Source organism: Corynebacterium meridianum, assembly GCF_016342265.1.
GTDB lineage: Bacteria > Actinomycetota > Actinomycetes > Mycobacteriales > Mycobacteriaceae > Corynebacterium > Corynebacterium meridianum.
In genome coordinates this window covers 183,978-201,422 of record NZ_JAEIOS010000012.1, presented here as the reverse complement: position 1 = coordinate 201,422, position 17,445 = coordinate 183,978, and the positions used below count along the sequence as shown (strand labels likewise).

General features: G+C 66.4%; 15 protein-coding genes. 1 reads left to right on the top strand and 14 read right to left on the bottom strand.

The window, feature by feature from the left end; all coding sequences use genetic code 11:
• Positions 1-52: 52 nt before the first annotated feature.
• From JDV75_RS07450 to JDV75_RS07435, 4 genes are all read right to left on the bottom strand, one after another.
• Complete coding sequence (locus tag JDV75_RS07450) at positions 53-1,357, bottom strand: fatty acid desaturase family protein (protein WP_198738630.1); 1,305 nt, start codon at positions 1,355-1,357, stop codon at positions 53-55.
• Between the two features lie 55 nt (positions 1,358-1,412).
• Entirely contained in the window at positions 1,413-2,516 is a 1,104-nt protein-coding gene (locus tag JDV75_RS07445) for a ferredoxin reductase (RefSeq protein ID WP_198738629.1), read from the bottom strand.
• A 179-nt stretch (positions 2,517-2,695) separates the two neighbouring features.
• Entirely contained in the window at positions 2,696-3,202 is a 507-nt protein-coding gene (locus JDV75_RS07440) for a DUF6912 family protein (protein WP_198738628.1), read from the bottom strand.
• A 3-nt stretch (positions 3,203-3,205) separates the two neighbouring features.
• Entirely contained in the window at positions 3,206-3,616 is a 411-nt protein-coding gene (locus JDV75_RS07435; protein WP_198738627.1) for an HAD-IA family hydrolase, read from the bottom strand.
• 292 nt (positions 3,617-3,908) lie between these two features.
• Between JDV75_RS07435 and JDV75_RS07430 the strand changes: the two genes are divergently transcribed.
• Positions 3,909-4,391 (top strand): Rv3235 family protein, encoded by a 483-nt coding sequence (locus JDV75_RS07430; protein WP_198738626.1) that lies wholly within the window; start codon positions 3,909-3,911, stop codon positions 4,389-4,391.
• A 103-nt stretch (positions 4,392-4,494) separates the two neighbouring features.
• Here JDV75_RS07430 and secA read toward each other — a convergent pair whose 3' ends face one another.
• The 10 genes from secA to JDV75_RS07380 all read right to left on the bottom strand — a co-directional run bounded on the left by secA (position 4,495) and on the right by JDV75_RS07380 (position 17,445).
• Positions 4,495-7,137: a preprotein translocase subunit SecA gene (gene secA / locus JDV75_RS07425; protein ID WP_198738625.1), complete on the bottom strand. Its 2,643-nt coding sequence runs from the start codon at positions 7,135-7,137 to the stop codon at positions 4,495-4,497.
• 198 nt (positions 7,138-7,335) lie between these two features.
• Complete coding sequence (hpf, locus tag JDV75_RS07420; RefSeq protein ID WP_198738624.1) at positions 7,336-8,007, bottom strand: ribosome hibernation-promoting factor, HPF/YfiA family; 672 nt, start codon at positions 8,005-8,007, stop codon at positions 7,336-7,338.
• 132 nt (positions 8,008-8,139) lie between these two features.
• On the bottom strand, positions 8,140-8,586 hold the full coding sequence (locus JDV75_RS07415; protein ID WP_232958318.1) for a ComF family protein: 447 nt from the start codon (positions 8,584-8,586) through the stop codon (positions 8,140-8,142).
• Between the two features lie 210 nt (positions 8,587-8,796).
• On the bottom strand, positions 8,797-10,572 hold the full coding sequence (gene lpqB / locus JDV75_RS07410; protein ID WP_198738622.1) for an MtrAB system accessory lipoprotein LpqB: 1,776 nt from the start codon (positions 10,570-10,572) through the stop codon (positions 8,797-8,799).
• Entirely contained in the window at positions 10,572-12,209 is a 1,638-nt protein-coding gene (gene mtrB / locus JDV75_RS07405; RefSeq protein ID WP_198738621.1) for an MtrAB system histidine kinase MtrB, read from the bottom strand. Before mtrB ends, lpqB begins: the two co-directional genes overlap by 1 nt.
• 74 nt (positions 12,210-12,283) lie before the next feature.
• Positions 12,284-12,964, bottom strand: a complete 681-nt coding sequence (mtrA, locus tag JDV75_RS07400; protein ID WP_198738620.1) for an MtrAB system response regulator MtrA — start codon at positions 12,962-12,964, stop codon at positions 12,284-12,286.
• 132 nt (positions 12,965-13,096) lie between these two features.
• On the bottom strand, positions 13,097-13,741 hold the full coding sequence (locus JDV75_RS07395) for a dTMP kinase (protein ID WP_198738619.1): 645 nt from the start codon (positions 13,739-13,741) through the stop codon (positions 13,097-13,099).
• 40 nt (positions 13,742-13,781) lie between these two features.
• Positions 13,782-14,144 carry a hypothetical protein gene (locus tag JDV75_RS07390; protein WP_198738618.1) on the bottom strand — a complete coding sequence of 121 codons (363 nt, stop codon included), beginning with the start codon at positions 14,142-14,144 and terminating at the stop codon, positions 13,782-13,784.
• Between the two features lie 1,081 nt (positions 14,145-15,225).
• A complete protein-coding gene (manA, locus tag JDV75_RS07385) occupies positions 15,226-16,431 on the bottom strand; it encodes a mannose-6-phosphate isomerase, class I (RefSeq protein ID WP_198738617.1) in 1,206 nt (401 codons plus the stop codon).
• An 18-nt stretch (positions 16,432-16,449) separates the two neighbouring features.
• Complete coding sequence (locus JDV75_RS07380; RefSeq protein WP_198738616.1) at positions 16,450-17,445, bottom strand: hypothetical protein; 996 nt, start codon at positions 17,443-17,445, stop codon at positions 16,450-16,452.

Below are 17,445 nucleotides of genomic sequence, written 5' to 3'. Positions count from 1 at the left end.
CCCGGGTGCGGCACGGGGAGGGGCGGGCGTGGTGGGGACCCTGACGGGCCGGTCAGCTGCGGGTCTTCTCCACGGGGGTGTGGTAGGGGCTGCGGCCGGTGAGTCCCCGGATGCCCTCGACCACGGTGGGACGGAGCTTCTCCAGCATCCTCAGACCGGTGCGCAGGCCCTTGCGGACACCGTCCGCGGCGGCGCCGACGTGCAGCTTCTCCTCCACCTCGGGGTACTTGGTGAACGCCGCGTTCGAGCGCACCTCCGGAGCGTTGTCCGGATCCGCCGCGAGGTACTTGTTCGGCAGCGTCAGCTTCAGCAGCGTCTTCTGCACCTTGATCAGCTGCATCGGGAAGGAGTCGGTGTTGTACGGCAGTTCGAACTCCCGCGCGATGTCCTCCACCCGCTTGCCGACGTCGGCGAGCCGGTTCGACGGCATGTCCGGGAACAGGTGGTGCTCGATCTGGTAGTTCAGGTTGCCGGAGAGGATCGTGAGCAGTTTCCCGCCCTTGAAGTTCGCCGAGCCGAGCATCTGCCGCAGGTACCACTCGTTGTGGTCCTCCGTGGCGTACTGCTCCTTGGTGAACGTCTCCGTCTCGTCGGGGAAGTGCCCGCAGAAGATCACCAGGTACGCCCACACGCTGCGGATCCAGTTGGCGAACGCGTTCGCGGTGACCGTGTGCACGTAGTTCGGCCCGGACAGCGCCGGGAACAGGACGTAGTCCTTGATCACCTGGCGCTTCGACTTGTGCACCGCCTCCCAGAAGCGGACCTTCGTCTCGTCCCAGCCCTGCTTGCCCGCGAAGTAGCGGCCGAGTTCCACGTCGTAGAAGGCGATGGCCCACTGGAACAGAGACGCCAGCACGACGTTGGTGAGCGGCTGGAACGCGTGCTGCGGGGTCCACCTGCGGTCACGGGTAACCCGCAGGATGCCGTATCCCACGTCGTTGTCCATGCCGATGATGTTGGTGTACTTGTGGTGGACGTAGTTGTGGGAGTGCATCCACTGGGAGGACGGGCAGGTCATGTCCCATTCCCAGGTGGTGGAGTGGATCTCGGGGTCGTTCATCCAGTCCCACTGTCCGTGGATGACGTTGTGCCCGATCTCCATGTTCTCGAGGATCTTGGAGACCGCTAGCATTCCGCTGCCTGCCCACCACAGTGGTTTCTTGTGGCTGAACAGCAGTGTCGCCCGGCCGGCGATCTCGAGTGAGCGTTGGAACCGGATCAGTCCCTTGATGTACCGGACGTCGTCCTCGCCCAGGTCCGCCTCGATCTCGGCCTTGATGGCGTCGAGACGACGCCCGATCTCGGCGATGTCCTCGTCGGTCAGGTGGGAGTAGGCCCGGATGTTGTCGATGGCCATGTCGGTGTCCTTAGGGGTCTTCGTTCGATGGGTGTTCTGGGGATGGGGCGGTGGGTCAGACGTCGACGGAGACGTCCCCGGCGGCCACGCACACGCAGGTGCGGATCCGCTCACCCGGTCCGTGCACGTCACCGGTCCGCAGGTCGTGGACGTATCCGTCGGTCAGTGGCCGCACACAGGTCTGGCAGATACCCATGCGGCACCCGAAGGTGAGCTGGATGCCGGCGCTCTCCGCAGCCTCGAGCAGTGTCGTCGCGCCGTCCGCGTGGCAGCTTCCCCGGTGCCCGAAGGTGATCTCACCACCGGTCGCCTCGCTGCTACGGTCGAGGGTGAAACGCTCGGTGCGCAGCTCCTCGTCGGTGTCGAGCTCGGACCACCAGGCTTCCAGGGCGTCGAGCATCTCGTTCGGTCCGCAGGCGTAGGCGGTGCGCTCGGTGACGTCCGGGACGATCTCGCCGACCGTCTCCGGGGTCAGCCGGCCCTCCCGGCTCGTGACGCGAACGATCGCGGTGAATCCGGGATGCTCCCGGCGGAGTTCCTCGAGGACGTCCGGGAACAGCAGGTCCTCGTCGGTTCTCACCGAATGGATCAGGGTCACGTCACCGAACTGGTTCCGGTCGGCGAGAGTCCGCAGCATGCTGATCACCGGGGTGATACCCGTTCCCGCTGTGATGAACAGCAGTTTCTCCGGGATCGGATCGGTCAGGTGGAAGTCCCCCGCCGGGGCCCCGATCCGCACCGTCATGCCGGGGTGTGCGCTGCCGACCAGGTGGTTGGAGAGTTTTCCCCGTTCGACCGCGCGAACGGTGATCGACAGCAGATCCCCCGCGGGGCGGGGACTGCAGGTCAGGGAGTAGGAGCGCCACACGTAGCGGCCGTCGATCTGGACGCCGATCCCGATGTACTGGCCGGCCTCGAAATCGACGGGCACCCCCCACCCCGGGCGGATGACCAGGTTGACCGTGCCCTCCGTCGCCCGGGAGACGCTGACGATCTGTCCCCTCAGCTCCCGCACCGACCACAGCGGGTTGACCAGCTGTGTGTAGTCATCGGGCAGGAGGGGGGTGGTGAAACGTCGCAGTACATGACGCAGGGCACCGAGCCCGTCCCGCGCCCTGGCGGCTTTGGTGACCACAGGTGATTCACTGTCCTTACGCATTTCCGGATGTTCGTACGACACCGTAGCTTACGGCAACGTAGGTTACGTGTCCACGCGGGACACGACATCCGACAGCACGGCGCAGAGAATCTGCGGCCCGGAGGGCGTCCCGTTGCCACCACCTTCGCGACCACCACCCGGCGGCACCGCACAGCACGCGCCAGACCCGAGCGATCCTCTCAGAGGAGCTGCACCAGCGCGTCGAGCTCCTGGACCTCGTACCAGGCCATGAAGTTGTCCAGAGCATCACCGACCGTCAGCTCGGCATCCTCGTCGCCGAGATCCGCGGCGTCAACCACCTCGACGGCGGCCGCGGTGGCGGCCTCGCTGCCGGCGATGTCGACGTGGAAGCACACGATGTCGGACAGGTCGACCTGCGGGGGATCGAGCCGCACCACCGATTCACCCGATTCGGGGGAGACCTCCACGGATCCGTCCTCGATGTCGGCGGAGACCACCACCCTCCGGTGCGGGAAACGCTCCGGCTGCCCCGTGGCGAGCAATCGCAGTGAGGCGCGTGCGGCGTCCTGGAACGCGAGATGCGCGATCTCCTCCTCATCGCCTGAGGTGTAGAACTCCAGCAGAGCCGGGGTGACCGCGAAACCCCACCCTCCCCGCGCGGTGAGGGAGCGTGCCTCCGCGAGGGAGGACAGCATGTCGAAGGTCGCCGGTATGTAGACCCGCACCGCTCAGAACTCCCCTTCGATGTCGAACAGGCCGGTGATCTCGACGACCGCCCGGTCGAACTGCTGGTAGTAGACACCGACGAGGCCCGCACGCACCGCCGCGTGCACATTCAGGATGGAGTCATCGACCATGACGCAGTCCTGGCGCCTCAGTTCGATTGCATCGGCGGCAGCCTGGAAGGCCCCCTCGTCGGGTTTCTCGACGCCGACCTCTCCGGACAGCACCACCGCATCCACGATGCCGCGGTACTCGAGTTCCCGGATGGGCTCCGCCCCGGGACCGCCGGGGTCGTTGGACAGCACGGCCGTGGCCACGCCGTTCTTCTTGGCGGCCGCCAGCAGATTCCGCCACCGGCGCTGGTCCTCCTCGGTTCCGTCCAGGACACCGCAGTAATCGACGATCAGTCCACGCACTTTTGTTCTCTCCGCTCCTCGGACACTCTTTTTAAGCGCTCAACCTCCCGGTCGAGCACACCGACGGGTCTGGCGTCAACGGACGCCCGCAACCCCGGCACCACCAAGGTAGTCGGTCAGCGGCCCCGCTGTCGCGCCGGGTATCGCACAATCCTCGAATCTGGCCCCGGCACCGGCACCATCCACCCGCTACCGCTGATCCGGAAAGCCAGATCCGGAACCGCACACCGGCTTTCCGGGTCCATAGGGACAGAAGGAACATTCCCGACTCACCCCCATCCAGGAGCACACGATGCTGAGCACACTCCCCGGACACGTCCACATCAAGACGATTCCCCGCCGCGGGCACCGTCCCGTCACACCCGGCGCAGGTGACCGTCCACAGGGAACATTCAGTCCGTCGATCCCGGCCTCCCCCGAGGCCGGGAGAGCGTGCCACCGCCTGATCGTCATCGGTCTGGAGGCCGCGTTCGCGGTCCGCCCGCCGACGCAGCTGCGCATGGCGGAGTACTCGGCCCAGGTGCGGCAGCTGGTGCAGATCCGTCACCGTCGCGTCCTCCGGGGGAGGTCGGGAAAACCTGGTCGCGTCATCCTGACCTCGTTTCACATCAGGAGGGAGCACACGATCCCCGACTCCGCGGGTACCGCGGAAAAGTCACTGCTGGAGGTCTGCGGCACCGCTCACGCGGTGGGCCGGAGATGGGCGTTCGCGGCAAGGGTCGAACGTGAGTCCCCCAGCCGACCGTGGCGGATGACGGCACTCCGACTGTTCTGAACCGCGCCGCCGAACACCGGAGACACGACAGCGGTCGCGCGCACCACCGGTGACGGTGGGAGCGCGCGACCGCTGCGAACGGGGAGGGGGCGGTTTCAGCCCCTCAGGGCTCCTGGGGGCCGGAGGTCCGGAGGGAATCCGGGGTGGGGCGGCCGGATTCATCATCCCGGAAGTCCCGGCTGTCGAGCTTCCCGTCGTGGTTGAGGTCCGTCGACCCCGCCTCCTCGATCTTGGGCAGCACCTGCTTGCGCAGGATGAACAGCTGCCGGATCGTTTCCTCCTTGATCCCGTCCTTCATGGCGTTGAACATGTCCCCGCCCTCCTTCTGGTACTCGACCAGGGGATCACGCTGCGCCATCGCGCGGAGACCGATGCCCTCCTTGAGGTAGTCCATCTCGTAGAGGTGCTCGCGCCACTTCTGGTCCACCACGTTCAGGATCACGCTGCGTTCGACCGACCGCATCTGCTCCTCGGAGCCCTGCCTGATGATCGTGTCCTCCATCTCGCTGTACTGGCCGTGCACGTCCTTCAGTACGGCGTCCAGGAGCTGCTCGGCGGTCAGCTCGCCGGGCTGACCGTACTCCGAACCCTTGACGAGCGTCCGCCAGTCCACGGACGGACCGTAGAGGCTCTCCAGGGCGTTCCAGAGACGGTCGAGATCCCAGTCCTCGACATACCCGTTGGCGGTCTCACCGGCGATGTAGGCGGCGATGGTGTCGTCGATCATCGACTGCACCTGGGGTCCGACGTCACGGCCGTCGAGAATCTGGCGGCGTTCCCGGTAGATGACCTTGCGCTGCTCGTTCATCACCTCGTCATACTTGAGGACGTTCTTGCGCATCTCGAAGTTCTGGTTCTCGACCTGCGTCTGCGCACCCTTGATCGAGTTGGAGACCATCTTCGCGTCGATGGGCATGTCGTCCGGCACGTTGAGCCGGTTCATCATGTTTTCCATCGTCGCGCCGACGAAACGGACCATGAGGTCATCGCGCATGGAGAGGTAGAAGCGGGTCAGGCCCGGGTCGCCCTGACGACCCGAGCGGCCACGGAGCTGGTTGTCGATGCGGCGGGACTCGTGCCGCTCGGTACCGAGAACGTAGAGCCCACCGGCCTCGCGGACCTCCTCGGCGTACTTCTCGGACTTCGCCTTCATCCGGGCGATCTCATCGTCCCACGCCTCCTCGTAGGCCTCGGGATCCTCGACGGGATCGAGGCCGCGTTCGCGCAGGTTGATGTCCGCGAGGATGTCCGGGTTGCCACCGAGCACGATGTCGGTACCGCGGCCGGCCATGTTGGTGGCGACGGTGACGGCGCCGGGCAGCCCGGCGCGTGCGACGATCTCCGCCTCCTGCTCGTGATGCTTGGCATTCAGCACGTGGTGCCGGATGCCGCGCTTCTGCAACAGACCCGAGAGGTACTCACTGCGCTCGACGGAGGTGGTGCCGACGAGGACCGGCTGCCCCTTCTCCACGCGCTCGGCGATGTCGTCGACGACAGCCGCGAACTTCGCCTCCTGGGTCTTGTAGACGAGGTCGGTGAGATCCTCGCGCTGGTTCGGCCGGTTGGTGGGTATCGACACGACGTTGAGCTTGTAGATCTGGTGCAGCTCCGCGGCCTCGGTCTCGGCGGTACCGGTCATACCGGCGAGCTTGTCGTAGAGACGGAAGTAGTTCTGCAGGGTGATCGTGGCGAGGGTCTGGTTCTCGCTCTTGATCTCCACCCCCTCCTTCGCCTCGATCGCCTGGTGCATGCCCTCGTTGTAGCGGCGACCGGGCAGTACGCGTCCGGTGAACTCGTCGACGATCATGACCTCACCGTTGCGCACGATGTAGTCCTTGTCGCGGGTGAACAGTTCCTGCGCCTTGATGGCGTTGTTCAGGTAACTCACCAGCTGGGAGTGCTCCGGGGCGTACAGGTTGTCGATGCCGAGCTGGTCCTCGACGAACTCGACGCCCTCCTCGCGGACACCGATCGTCTTCTTCCGGTGGTCCACCTCGTAGTGGACGTCGAGGCGCATCTTGGGGACGATCGTGGAGAACGCCGAGTACCACTCGCTGGATCCGTCCGCCGGACCCGAGATGATCAGCGGCGTACGTGCCTCGTCGATGAGGATCGAGTCGACCTCGTCCACGATGGCGTAGTTGTGCGGTCGTTGCACCAGCGCATCGACGCTCTGGGCCATGTTGTCGCGGAGGTAATCGAAGCCCAACTCGTTGTTGGTGCCGTAGGTGATGTCGGCGTTGTACGCGCGACGACGCTCGTCCGGACGCATGTCGGACAGGATGACGTCGGTCTCCAGCCCGAGGAAGCGGTGCACACGTCCCATCCACTCCGAGTCACGCTTCGCCAGGTAGTCGTTCACCGTGACCACGTGGACACCCTTGCCCTCCAGGGCGTTGAGGTAGGCGGGCAGCACACAGGTCAGCGTCTTGCCCTCACCGGTGCGCATCTCGGCGACGTTGCCGAAGTGCAGGGCGGCACCACCCATGATCTGCACCGGGTAGTGCTTCTGGCCCAGCACCCGCCACGAGGCCTCCCGGGCGACGGCGAACGCGTCCAACAGGATGTCGTCGAGGTTCTCCTTGCCGGACAGGCGCTCCCGGAACGTGTCCGTCATGGCCTTGAGCTCATCATCACTCATTTCGGCGTACTTCGGCTCGAGGGCGATGACCTCGTCGGAGATCTTCTTCAGGCGCTTCACGGCGCGCCCCTCACCGACTCGGAGGATCCGGGACAGTCCAAACACGGGCAGTCGTCCTTTGTCTTTTGTGGGTTCAAGCGGATGGATTCCCGATCATTCTACGCGCCCACCCGGACATGGGAAGCACCCGCCACCTCACATCCGGTGTGGGTGGCGGGTGCTCAAGCCCCGGACCCCGTGGAGCCGGGGCAGTGACAGCAACCTTCGGATGAGCGAAAGTGCTGCACACGAGAATCCGGTCGATCAGTCCTCGGGCTCCGTGAGAGTGATCAGACCGTAGTCGAAGGCACGGCGACGGTAGACGACCGAGGGGCTGCCGTTCTCCTCATTGACGAAGAGGTAGAAGTCGTGTCCGACCAGCTCCATCTCCGACAGGGCGTCGTCGACGCTCATCGGGACGGCCGGGTGCTCCTTGGTACGGACGATCTGGCCGGGGACGATGTCCTGGACGCTGTCCGCGTACGGATCGACATCGAACTCGCCCTTCTTCTCCTGCGGCTGGGCGTTGGCCTCTGCGGTGAGTTCAGCGGCGATCTCTCCGGTGGACATCGGCGCGCGGTGTCCCGAGCGGCTGATCTTCCGACGTGCCTTCACCTTGCGCAGCGACCGTTCCATCCTGCTGAGGGCGGTCTCCAGGGCAGCGTAGAAGCTGTCCTCCTTCGCCTCGGCGCGGGCGATGTGCCCCTTGCCGGTCGCGGTGATCTGGATCTTGTCGCTCTGATCACTGCGGCGCGGATTCGGCTCGTGCTGGAGCTCGACGTGGAAGAAGGTCAACGTCGGGTCCAGACGCTCGATCTTAGCGAGCTTCGAATTCACGCGTTCCGCGAAGTGCTCGGGAACCTCCACGTTCCGGCCCGTGATGCTCACCTGAGTCTCGGGGCGCAGGCCGTCTTTGTTGTCAGCAGGCGTGGTCATTGCTCTTACCTCCCGGTATCGGCCACCGCACAGAAGTGGGTGGGATTACCCACGACGTCCACGGTGACGGGAACTACTGCAACCTCAAGTTTACCTGCCGGTCATAACCATCGGGCGGGATACCCCCGGTAGCTAGGCCGCGGTCAACACCACCACCCCCGTGACCTGTATTCCGGCGACCGCCAGGCACTCCACCGTCACACCGGCGGTCGCCCCCGTCGTCACCACATCATCCACGAGCACCACCCGGTCGACGGATCGTCCCACCCGGTTGATCCTCCGCACCGCGCCCACCAGGTTCGACCGACGGGATGCCGCGTCCAGGCCCGCCGAATCCCGGGTCGAGGGGGCGAGGTAGACCAGGGGAACCACCTCGAAACCACTCTCCCGGCACACCGCCGCAACCGTGTCCCCGCCGCGCAACCTGGCCGACCTACGCCGAGTCGGCGCAGGTGAGAGCACGGTTCCCGGATCCATGGACAGATCCCCCCGGGCCGCGAGATACCTGATCGCGGAACCGAGGACGGCCCCGATCTCCGGGATGGCGTCCCTCCTGCCCCGTTCCTTGAGACCGATCACCGTGGCCCGGTGAACCCCGCCCCAAGGACCGAGCGCGAACACCGGTACCCGGGGATCGACCCGGGGATACACCCGGAACGGTGGACTCCTCCACGCACACCTGCAGAGTTCACACAACGTCACCCCTGCAGCACCGCATCCCACACAACGCCTCGGAAGCAGAAGTTCGAACACGACGGGCTCTCTCCGCTCCCGGATCCGGTCCGCGGCCTAGTCGGCCACCACGGGTACAGCGCGGGTCCCCTGGAGCGCCGGGACCTCCCGCCAGAACGCCGCGGAGTTCGTGGACGCCGGCAGTTGGAGCATCGCGCGGGCGTCGGTCGCGTAAAGGGTGTTGGCGGACGAGGCCACGGCGACGATCGGTGCCGTGAGGTTGCCGGTGGGCAGGGACGTCACGGCGGACCCGTCGACCTCGACCCGCCAGACCGGCGTGTCGGGGGACGACGTCCCCACCAGCAGCGAACCGTCCTGCTGCCAGGACAACGCGAGAGCGGTGTCACCGATCGCCGGCGCGATCTCCACCGGTCGAACGATTTTCCGTTCTCCCGGCGCGGGCCGCGCCACGGTCCCCACCCAAACCCGACCGTTGCGGATCATGGCGACCCGCACACCGTCCGGGGAGAGCCGGAGCACCGAAATCAACTGGTCGTCGCCGCCGTTGTCCGGTTCGTTGAGGGAACTGGCGTCGACCTCGACCTGGGACAGCTCCCCCGTCGACGTCGATCGGGCAACACGGGCGACGGTCCGGCCGTCGAGGACGGTCCACAACGCCGTGGCCTCGTACTCGAAGCTGGGACGGGTCAACGTTCCGGCGGCCAGTACCTCGGCGGTCTGTCCCCCGACCGGCCCGAGCAGCAGACGTGAACTCGCCCGGCCGTCGGTAGCCATGACGGACGTCGACTGGCCCGACGTACCCGCCCCACCCAGGTTCTCCACCACGGCGACCACGCCACCGGACGAGGAGATCTCCGCCGATCCGATGTTTCCCGCCACCCCGAGGGGCCCCGCAACGGGTCGAGCATCGGTGCCGTCCACGAGCATCAGCGATCCCTCATTCAGTGCATAGAGCGGGCTGATCGCTCCGGCGAACGCATTCGGGTTGAACTCGGCCACGTCCTCCACGGTCAACGCGTCGTGGGCGGGATCAATCGGGGTTCCGTCAAGTTCCACCCGGTAGGGCCCGCGAGCTCCCGAATGCGCGAGGGTCCAGACCACCTGTGCCGCGAACCGGTGCCGCTGGTCGATGTCGAGATCCCCGAAGCCGGTGAAGTGGTAGACCCCGTCCTCGGCACCGGTGAACACGGCTTCCGGCGGAATCTCGTCGACCACCCCCGGGGCCAGATCCGCCTGCGGCCCCTCCATGAGCAGGGAGAGCAGTGCCGTATCCAGTGAGGGCTGGCCGTTGTAGACCCAGCGCCTGTCGCGGACGAGGAACTTCCCTGTGGGCGCGAAGAAGAACAGTTCGTGCGGGCTGAACTTGTTCCGGAGCTCCGTGCGCTCGAGAACGACCCCAGGTGGCAGAGCCGAGATCCGCCATTCACCGTTGACCCGGTTCAGCTCCATCGTCGCCTCGTACTCCCCGTTCTCCGGCGTGTACACACCGCCGGTGGCGAGGGTACCCACCACGGTCCCGCGGACCTTGTAGGAGATCGAGTCCTCGGTGGCCCCCGGTTCCGCGTTGAGGTCGATCCGATCCAGGACCAGCGTCGACGCAGTGTCGTCCCAGTTGGACGCCATGGAACCGGTGAGGAATCCCCGGGCCGCCTGATGCTTCTGCGCGGGGTTGCCCGCGGCCGTGAAGAATCCCCGCAGCAGGAGATCGGGCTCCTGCCCCGGAACCGGCGCCAGCTCGTCCTCCGTCGGATGCGTCCTTTCGAAGGGACGGATGGCCTGCGGCGCGGAATCCCCGGGTAGGCTCGTGCACCCCGCGATCAACGCGATGACCAGCATCAGGGTCGCCGGGGTACGGAGACGTCGTTGCGTCATCAGCTGCTCCCCTCTCCAACGTCGATGATCTTGGCCTGCGGAAGTGTCCCTGTGTCCGGTTGCCCTTCCGGTGGCTGTGGAATGCGGCTCTCCGACTCCCGGTCACCCGGGTCGATCGTCAGCGGCAGCGGCGGCTCCCCGTTCCATTTCGTCCCCGGACTCACGGGAAGGGTCAGCCGGAAGCAGGAGCCGGCACCGATCTCCCCGGTGGCCTCCAGTGCACCACCGTGCAGGACGGCGTCCTCGTGGGAGATCGCCAGGCCGAGCCCGGTGCCTCCGGAGTGTCGGACCCTGGACGGATCGGCCCGCCAGAACCGGTTGAACACCAGTTCCTCCTGCCCCGGTTTCAACCCGACACCGTGGTCGGTGACCGTGACCGCGACGACGTTGTCCCCCGTGGCCACGCGGACCGTGACCGGCTTCCCCTCCGAATGATCGACCGCGTTCGCCAGGAGATTCCGCAGGATCCTCTCGATCCGACGGGAATCGCCCACGACGGTCACCGGGATGGCGGGCTGATCGAAATCAACCTCGACCCCGAGTTCCTCCGCGAGGTGTTTCACCTGCTGCCACGCCGCCGCGACGCAGGTACGCAGATCTATCCTCTCCTCGGACAGGTCCGCGACACCGGCGTCGTGCCGGGAGATCTCCAGCAGGTCCGCGAGCAGGGACTCGAACCTGTCCAGCTCACGAACCATCAGCTCCGCGGCCCGCCGCGTATAGGGGTCCAGCTCATCGGCGCGATCCGCGATCATGTCGGCGGCCATCCGGACAGTGGTCAGCGGGGTGCGCAGTTCGTGGGACACGTCCGAGGTGAACTGGCGCTGCAGGTTGCCGTACTCCTCGAGCTGGCGGATCTGCTTCGACAGCGACTCCGCCATGGCGTTGAAGCTCATCGCCAGGCGGGCCATCTCGTCTTCGCCGTCGACGCGCATCCGCTCCCGCAGGTGCCCCGCGGCGAAACGCTGGGCGATCCTCGACGCGGAACGTACCGGGGCGGTCACCTGCTGCGTGAGCAACCAGGCTATCCCCACGAGGAGGACGATGAGGACCACGCCACCGAAGGACAGCAGACCGCGCATCAGAGCAAGTGTCGCCTCCTCATTTTCCAGAGGTAGGACGAGATACAGTTGGAGGCCCGGAATGTCGGATTCCGTGGGGGTTCCGATGATGAGCGCCTTGTAGATCGATCCGTCGGAGCGGTCGATGGTGGAGTACTGGTAGGAGATCTGTCCCTGGGAGACGAAGTTCCGGAGTCGGTCGGGTATCCGGTACGCCTCGGGGGACGTGGCCAGAACGTTCCCGCCGTCGGCCACCACGAGTACTGGTTCGAACACCGCCACCGATTCGGCGGTGCCCCCGGTGCCCCGGTTGGTCAGCGCGGCCCGGGCGGAATTGATGCGAACCTGAGTTGAGTTCGAGGTGTCAGTCGCCGAGACCTGCTGTTCGACGATGGCGCGGGCCCGGTCGATCTCAGAGGTGGCGATGGACAGTTTCGCGTCGACCAGCCGCTGGGCGACGATACTCACCATGGCGAGCCCGAGGATGAGTACCACCGCCGCTGATGCTGCGAGGATCGATCCGATGACCCGCACCTGGAGCGACGTACGCCACGACTCCGTCAGGCGTTGCCGCACGCCCGTCAGTTGACTGTTTAAAACTGTCCCTCTCCCTCATCCCGCGGGTCCGGTGGTGCCGACAACCGGTGCCGCTATTCTCCGGCGCCGGTCTTGTATCCGACCCCTCGGACGGTCAGGACGATCTGGGGGTTCTCCGGATCCTTCTCGATCTTCGCCCGCAGCCGCTGCACGTGGACGTTCACGAGTCGGGTGTCCGAGGCGTGCCGGTAACCCCAGACCTTCTCGAGGAGTTCCTCCCGGGTGAACACCTGCCGTGGGCGGCGCGCCATCTGGAGGAGGAGGTCGAACTCGAGGGGGGTGAGCTGGATCTCCTCTTCTCCCCGCTTGACCATGTGTCCCGGGACGTCGATGGTGAGGTCACCGACCTCGAGTATCTCACTCGGCTCGTCGTCGGTTCTGCGCAGCCGGGCACGGATACGGGCGACGAGTTCCTTCGGTTTGAACGGTTTGTTGACGTAGTCGTCCGCACCGGACTCGAGACCCAGAACGACGTCCACCGTGTCGGTCTTGGCGGTCAGCATCACGATCGGCACGGTGGACTTCTGCCGGATGATCCGGCAGATGTCGATGCCGTTCATGCCCGGAAGCATGAGATCGAGCAGAATCAGATCCGGCTGCTCGCGTTCAGCGACCGCCACTGCCTGCGCGCCGTCCATGACGGCGACGGTGTCGAAACCCTCGGCCTGAAGAACGATGGTGAGCATCTCGGAGATGGCGGGGTCGTCGTCGACCACCAGAATCTTGGCGTTCATCTGTCCTACTTCGCGTGTTGTCCGGGATTGTCCGCTGCCGTACCCGGCATTCCGGGTCAGCTGCCACCGATACGGGCGACGCACGGCTCCTTCCCCCGATACTACCCAGGGTTCACGGTCAGGTCCGGTATCTCAGCTACCCCGCGCGTGGTCGTGCGGGCGCACCGCCCCGAGACGGGACTCGACCGCTGCTGCGGCTTCACCGGTGTCCCTCGGATCCACGATGAGCCACGGCCCCCGCCACGAACGATCGGCGAGCCGATGGTAGGCCGCCAGCGTCCGTTCCTGCAGTCCGAGGTCGGACTCGTAACGGTCCCGGGTACGGGAGCTGTCCGCGGCCTCCCTCGATTCAGCTCTCGAGGCGGCGAGTTCCACGGGTGTGTCCAGCAGCACCTGGAGATCCGGTACGGGCAGTCCGAGCTCCCCGAACTCCAGGTCAGCGACCCAGTCGCACAGGGACAGGTCCTCGGCACGTGCGGAGGAGTACGCGGCATTGCTCGCCACGTACCGGTCGAGCACGATGAGCTCGGTACTGTCCCGGAACCGGTCCAGGACATCCCGTGCGCCGTACCGGTCGAGGGCGAACAGCGTGGCCATTCCGTGGATACTGTCCGTGAGATCGCCCATCTCCCCGTGCAGCGCCCGAGCGGCCAACCGGGCGGGCAGGGAGGTGTTGTAGCGGGGAAAGCACAGGACCTCAGCTCCGGTCCGCTTCCTGAGTTCGGTGACGAGAGTGTTCTTTCCCGCTCCGTCGATGCCTTCGATGCTGACGATCATGAATTCTGTCCTGGGGTGTGGTCGAGAGGACGGACGGTGGTCAGGCGACGACGCCGAGAGCCTCGATGTAGGGCTCCGTGTCGTACTCCTCGTCAACCTCCTCGAGGACCGATGTCGCGTCGTCGTACAACGATTCGTCCCCGCTTCCGATGAGCTCACGGATGAAGGGGTATTCCTCGACGACGTCTCCGGCCGAGTAGGGTGCGCCGGCCCAGATCGCGGCGATCGTCGCAGCGCACTGTCCGTTCGCCCGGTCGACGTCGGTCACGTGCGGATCGCCCAGCAGCAGCTTGCAGGCATCCGCGACGGTCTCGACGATCTCGTCGTCGTCGAGGGCGGTCAGCTCATCCAGAAAATCCGTGTTGACCGGATCGTTGAGGATCTTGTTATCCCATGCGCCCATGTGGACTTCTCCTGCTCTCTCGAGGGCAATATCGCCCGTGACCGGGCTTCCCCGATCCGGACACCATGCTAATGTCTACTGTCACAGAGCCGCCACCTGCGGTTTCCGCCGGGGATGAACCGGTGGGGAACCACGGGTGCACCGGTAGCGGATCATGCGGCACCGAAAAACCACCGAGTACGACGAGGCACCACAGTCCCTGCCACGGTGCTCCGAGGAGAGGCGATGAAGCGAGAAACGGGAAGAATCCTCGTTTTCATCGTCATCGGGTGCCTCCTCGCCTGTGCAGTTGGACTCGGGGTCTGGCGATCAACGGCTCCGGCACCTACCTTAGCCACAACGGCACGGGAGTCGACAACACCGACATCGACGGCCACGACCGTATCCACTTCCCCGACCGCTTTCACGGAATCGACGGCGCCACTGTCCGCCACCTCGACCGCGACAGATCCACGGGAGGGGCCCGTCGAGGCACGCCCGCCGGCCACGGCACGGATCACGATCGACCGGTCGGATCCCCTGCTCCCACCGAACGCGCACATACCCGCCCCCGGATCGCAGGGCTCCCGACCCGCCACCCCGACCACCGCATTCCGCCCCCCGGCCCAGCCCGGCCCGTCCCGGCCGGGTTCCGCACCGGTGGCGCCGGTCCCAGGCCACGATGAATCCGACACGGGGGTCTCGACGAGCGCCACGCCCGTAACGACGACGTCCCCGGTACCCGACTCACCGTCCCCGACCGTCGAGGCCACGGAGCCGTCCACGACCACCGCAACCACCAGTCCCGCGGCCGAACCGGCCCCCACCGCAACGACCACCCCCGCAGCCGAACCGGCCCCCACCGGGACCACGGAACCCGATCAGGGGAACCCGGTGGAACCGCCACCGACGGCCATCGAGCCGCCTGAACCGCCGCTGGTTCCGACCGGGGATGCACCTGAAGCCGACGCTCCGGTTTCCCCCGCACCACCGGTTCCGTCAACGGGGACAATCCCGGACGCCCGGTCCGGCCCCGTGGAGACGGGGGTCCGGTCACCGGAACGTCCTGCCCCCACCAACGACCCCGGCTAGGCTGCGCCTCTCAGGCCTTGGCGACGAACAATTCCGATCCCTCGGAGGTCGACACGGTGACGGCGCTGTCCGAGGCCGGGATCCAGAGCGCGGTGCCCGGAGTCATTACGAGAGGTTCATCCTCGACGCCGTGGCTCGCCGTCGCCTGGCCTGCGGTGCACAGGACGATGACCGGACCGTCATGTTCCACGACCGTGGACGATCCCGGCCGCAGATTGTACCGGGTGAGATCGAACTCCCCGGTCGGAACCGGGTAGTGCGTGGCCTCACCGTCAACTTCGCCCCGGACTACGGGATCCCCGAGAGCCCGGAAGGTGAGCACCCTCACCAGCTCGGGCACGTCGACGTGTTTGGATGTGAGTCCGCCACGCAGGACGTTGTCCGAATTGGCCATGATCTCGACCCCCATGCCGGAGACATAGGCGTGCAGCTGGCCGGCATCGAGGAACACCGCCTCGCCGGGGTTCAGGTTTATCTTGTTGAGCAGCAGGGCCCCGAGCACCCCGACGTCACCCGGATAGCGTTCGTCCAGCGCCAGGATGTTCCGGAGGACATCGAGGATCCAGGGGTCGATGTCGGTGTTCCCGATGGTCCGCCGGATGCACCCGGTGACCTTATCGATCAGAGCGGTCCGGGTCGCGGCCGGAATGGTGATCCAGGTGGTGAACAACGCACGGAGATTCGTCTCCTCATGCTCGGGATCACTGTCGAGCATGGTCAGGTACCGCTCCAGCTCAGGGCACGCGATGGCGTCGAACAACCGGACGGTCTCGGCCAGGGGCCGGAATCCGGCGAGAGCCTCGAAATCTGTGAGGGCGACGATCAGCTCGGGTTTGTGGTTGTCGTCACGGTAGTTGCGGTTGTTCGCGTTCCGGGGGATCCCGGCCGCATCCTCCCTGGCGCAACCTTCGCGCGCCTGATCGAGGGACGGGTGGGCCTGGAGCGACAGCGGCTCAGCCGCCGCGAGGATCTTCAGCAGGAACGGCAGGCGTCCGCCGTACTGTGAGCAGACCCGACCCCCCAGGGCGGACTCCGGATCGGATGCGATGATGTCGATCAACGGGGTGTCCCCCACCGTCGAGGATCCTCCCGGGTGGGATCCGAACCAGAGTTCAGCTTCAGGCCGGGGGGATGGCGTCGGCAGACCCCGGAGCTCCGCGATAGCCGTCCGTGAGCCCCACGGATACGTACGGACCGTACCTGTCAGCAGATGCATGTTTCTGAACTCACGTCCTCATTCGGTGGCGCGGTAGATGGAAGCGGCCCAGCCGCGGGTGGTCAGGCGCAGCGCGCCCGCGAGTCGACCCGGCGCCGGTTCTCCCCAGCCCTGAGCGGTCGCGTCGGGCAGTCGGGTGTCCTCAGCCGCCCAGACAACAATCCTCAAGGATAGCATCGCCGGACGATCGTCGAGATAGGGGTCATGGAACACATCCGTCACATGCGGACGGAGCGCAGGCAGCGCGACAGCCAGTTCGGGCTGCGGGATGACGGCACCCGGGAGCCCCGCGGAGTCCCAGATCGCGGTGACCACGCCCGCCACCGCCGTTCCCACCGGCTCCTCCGCCGAGTGGATGATAGTGCGGCCCGCGATACTGTCACGGAGTCTGCGGGCCGGATTCACCACCTCATCGCGCTCGGGCCTCACGGTGACCAGCTCGGCGTCGATCTCGTCCGCGACCCGCTTGAGGGATTCGACGACGAGTGCGGGATCCTGCTCGAGCAGGTCCAGGACCGCGTCGACGGTCGCGACGACCCTGGCGGGAGAGATCGCCTGGACGGTGGGTGGTTCCGGAACCACGGCGACGCGGGCCGGAGCATCATCCACGAGCGGCCCCCGCGCCGGTGCGACGAGTATCGCGGCGCAGCCACGTCCCACCGCCGCGGACAGTGCCCGGGCGCGCTCGGGATCGTCGCCACGGCCCGAAGCGACGATGACCACATCCAGGGGGCCCGCGTAGGAGGGAAGCACGTCGGTGACCACCATTGGCTGCCGCAACGGCGACCGGAGCGAGACGGCGAGCTGTGCCGCCCGTGTCGAGAGCAGGTCACCCGCGACGATGATCACGCTCCGGGGACGGGTACCGACGATCTCGTCGAGTGCGCCGTCCGCGATGAATCCGGCGACGCACCGCACCTGTGCGCCCTCGTGGGCGACGTCGAAGAACCTGACGGCGTCACCGTCGTACCGTGATCCGTCCGACCAGTCGGGTTCGTACGTGGCATTCTCCAT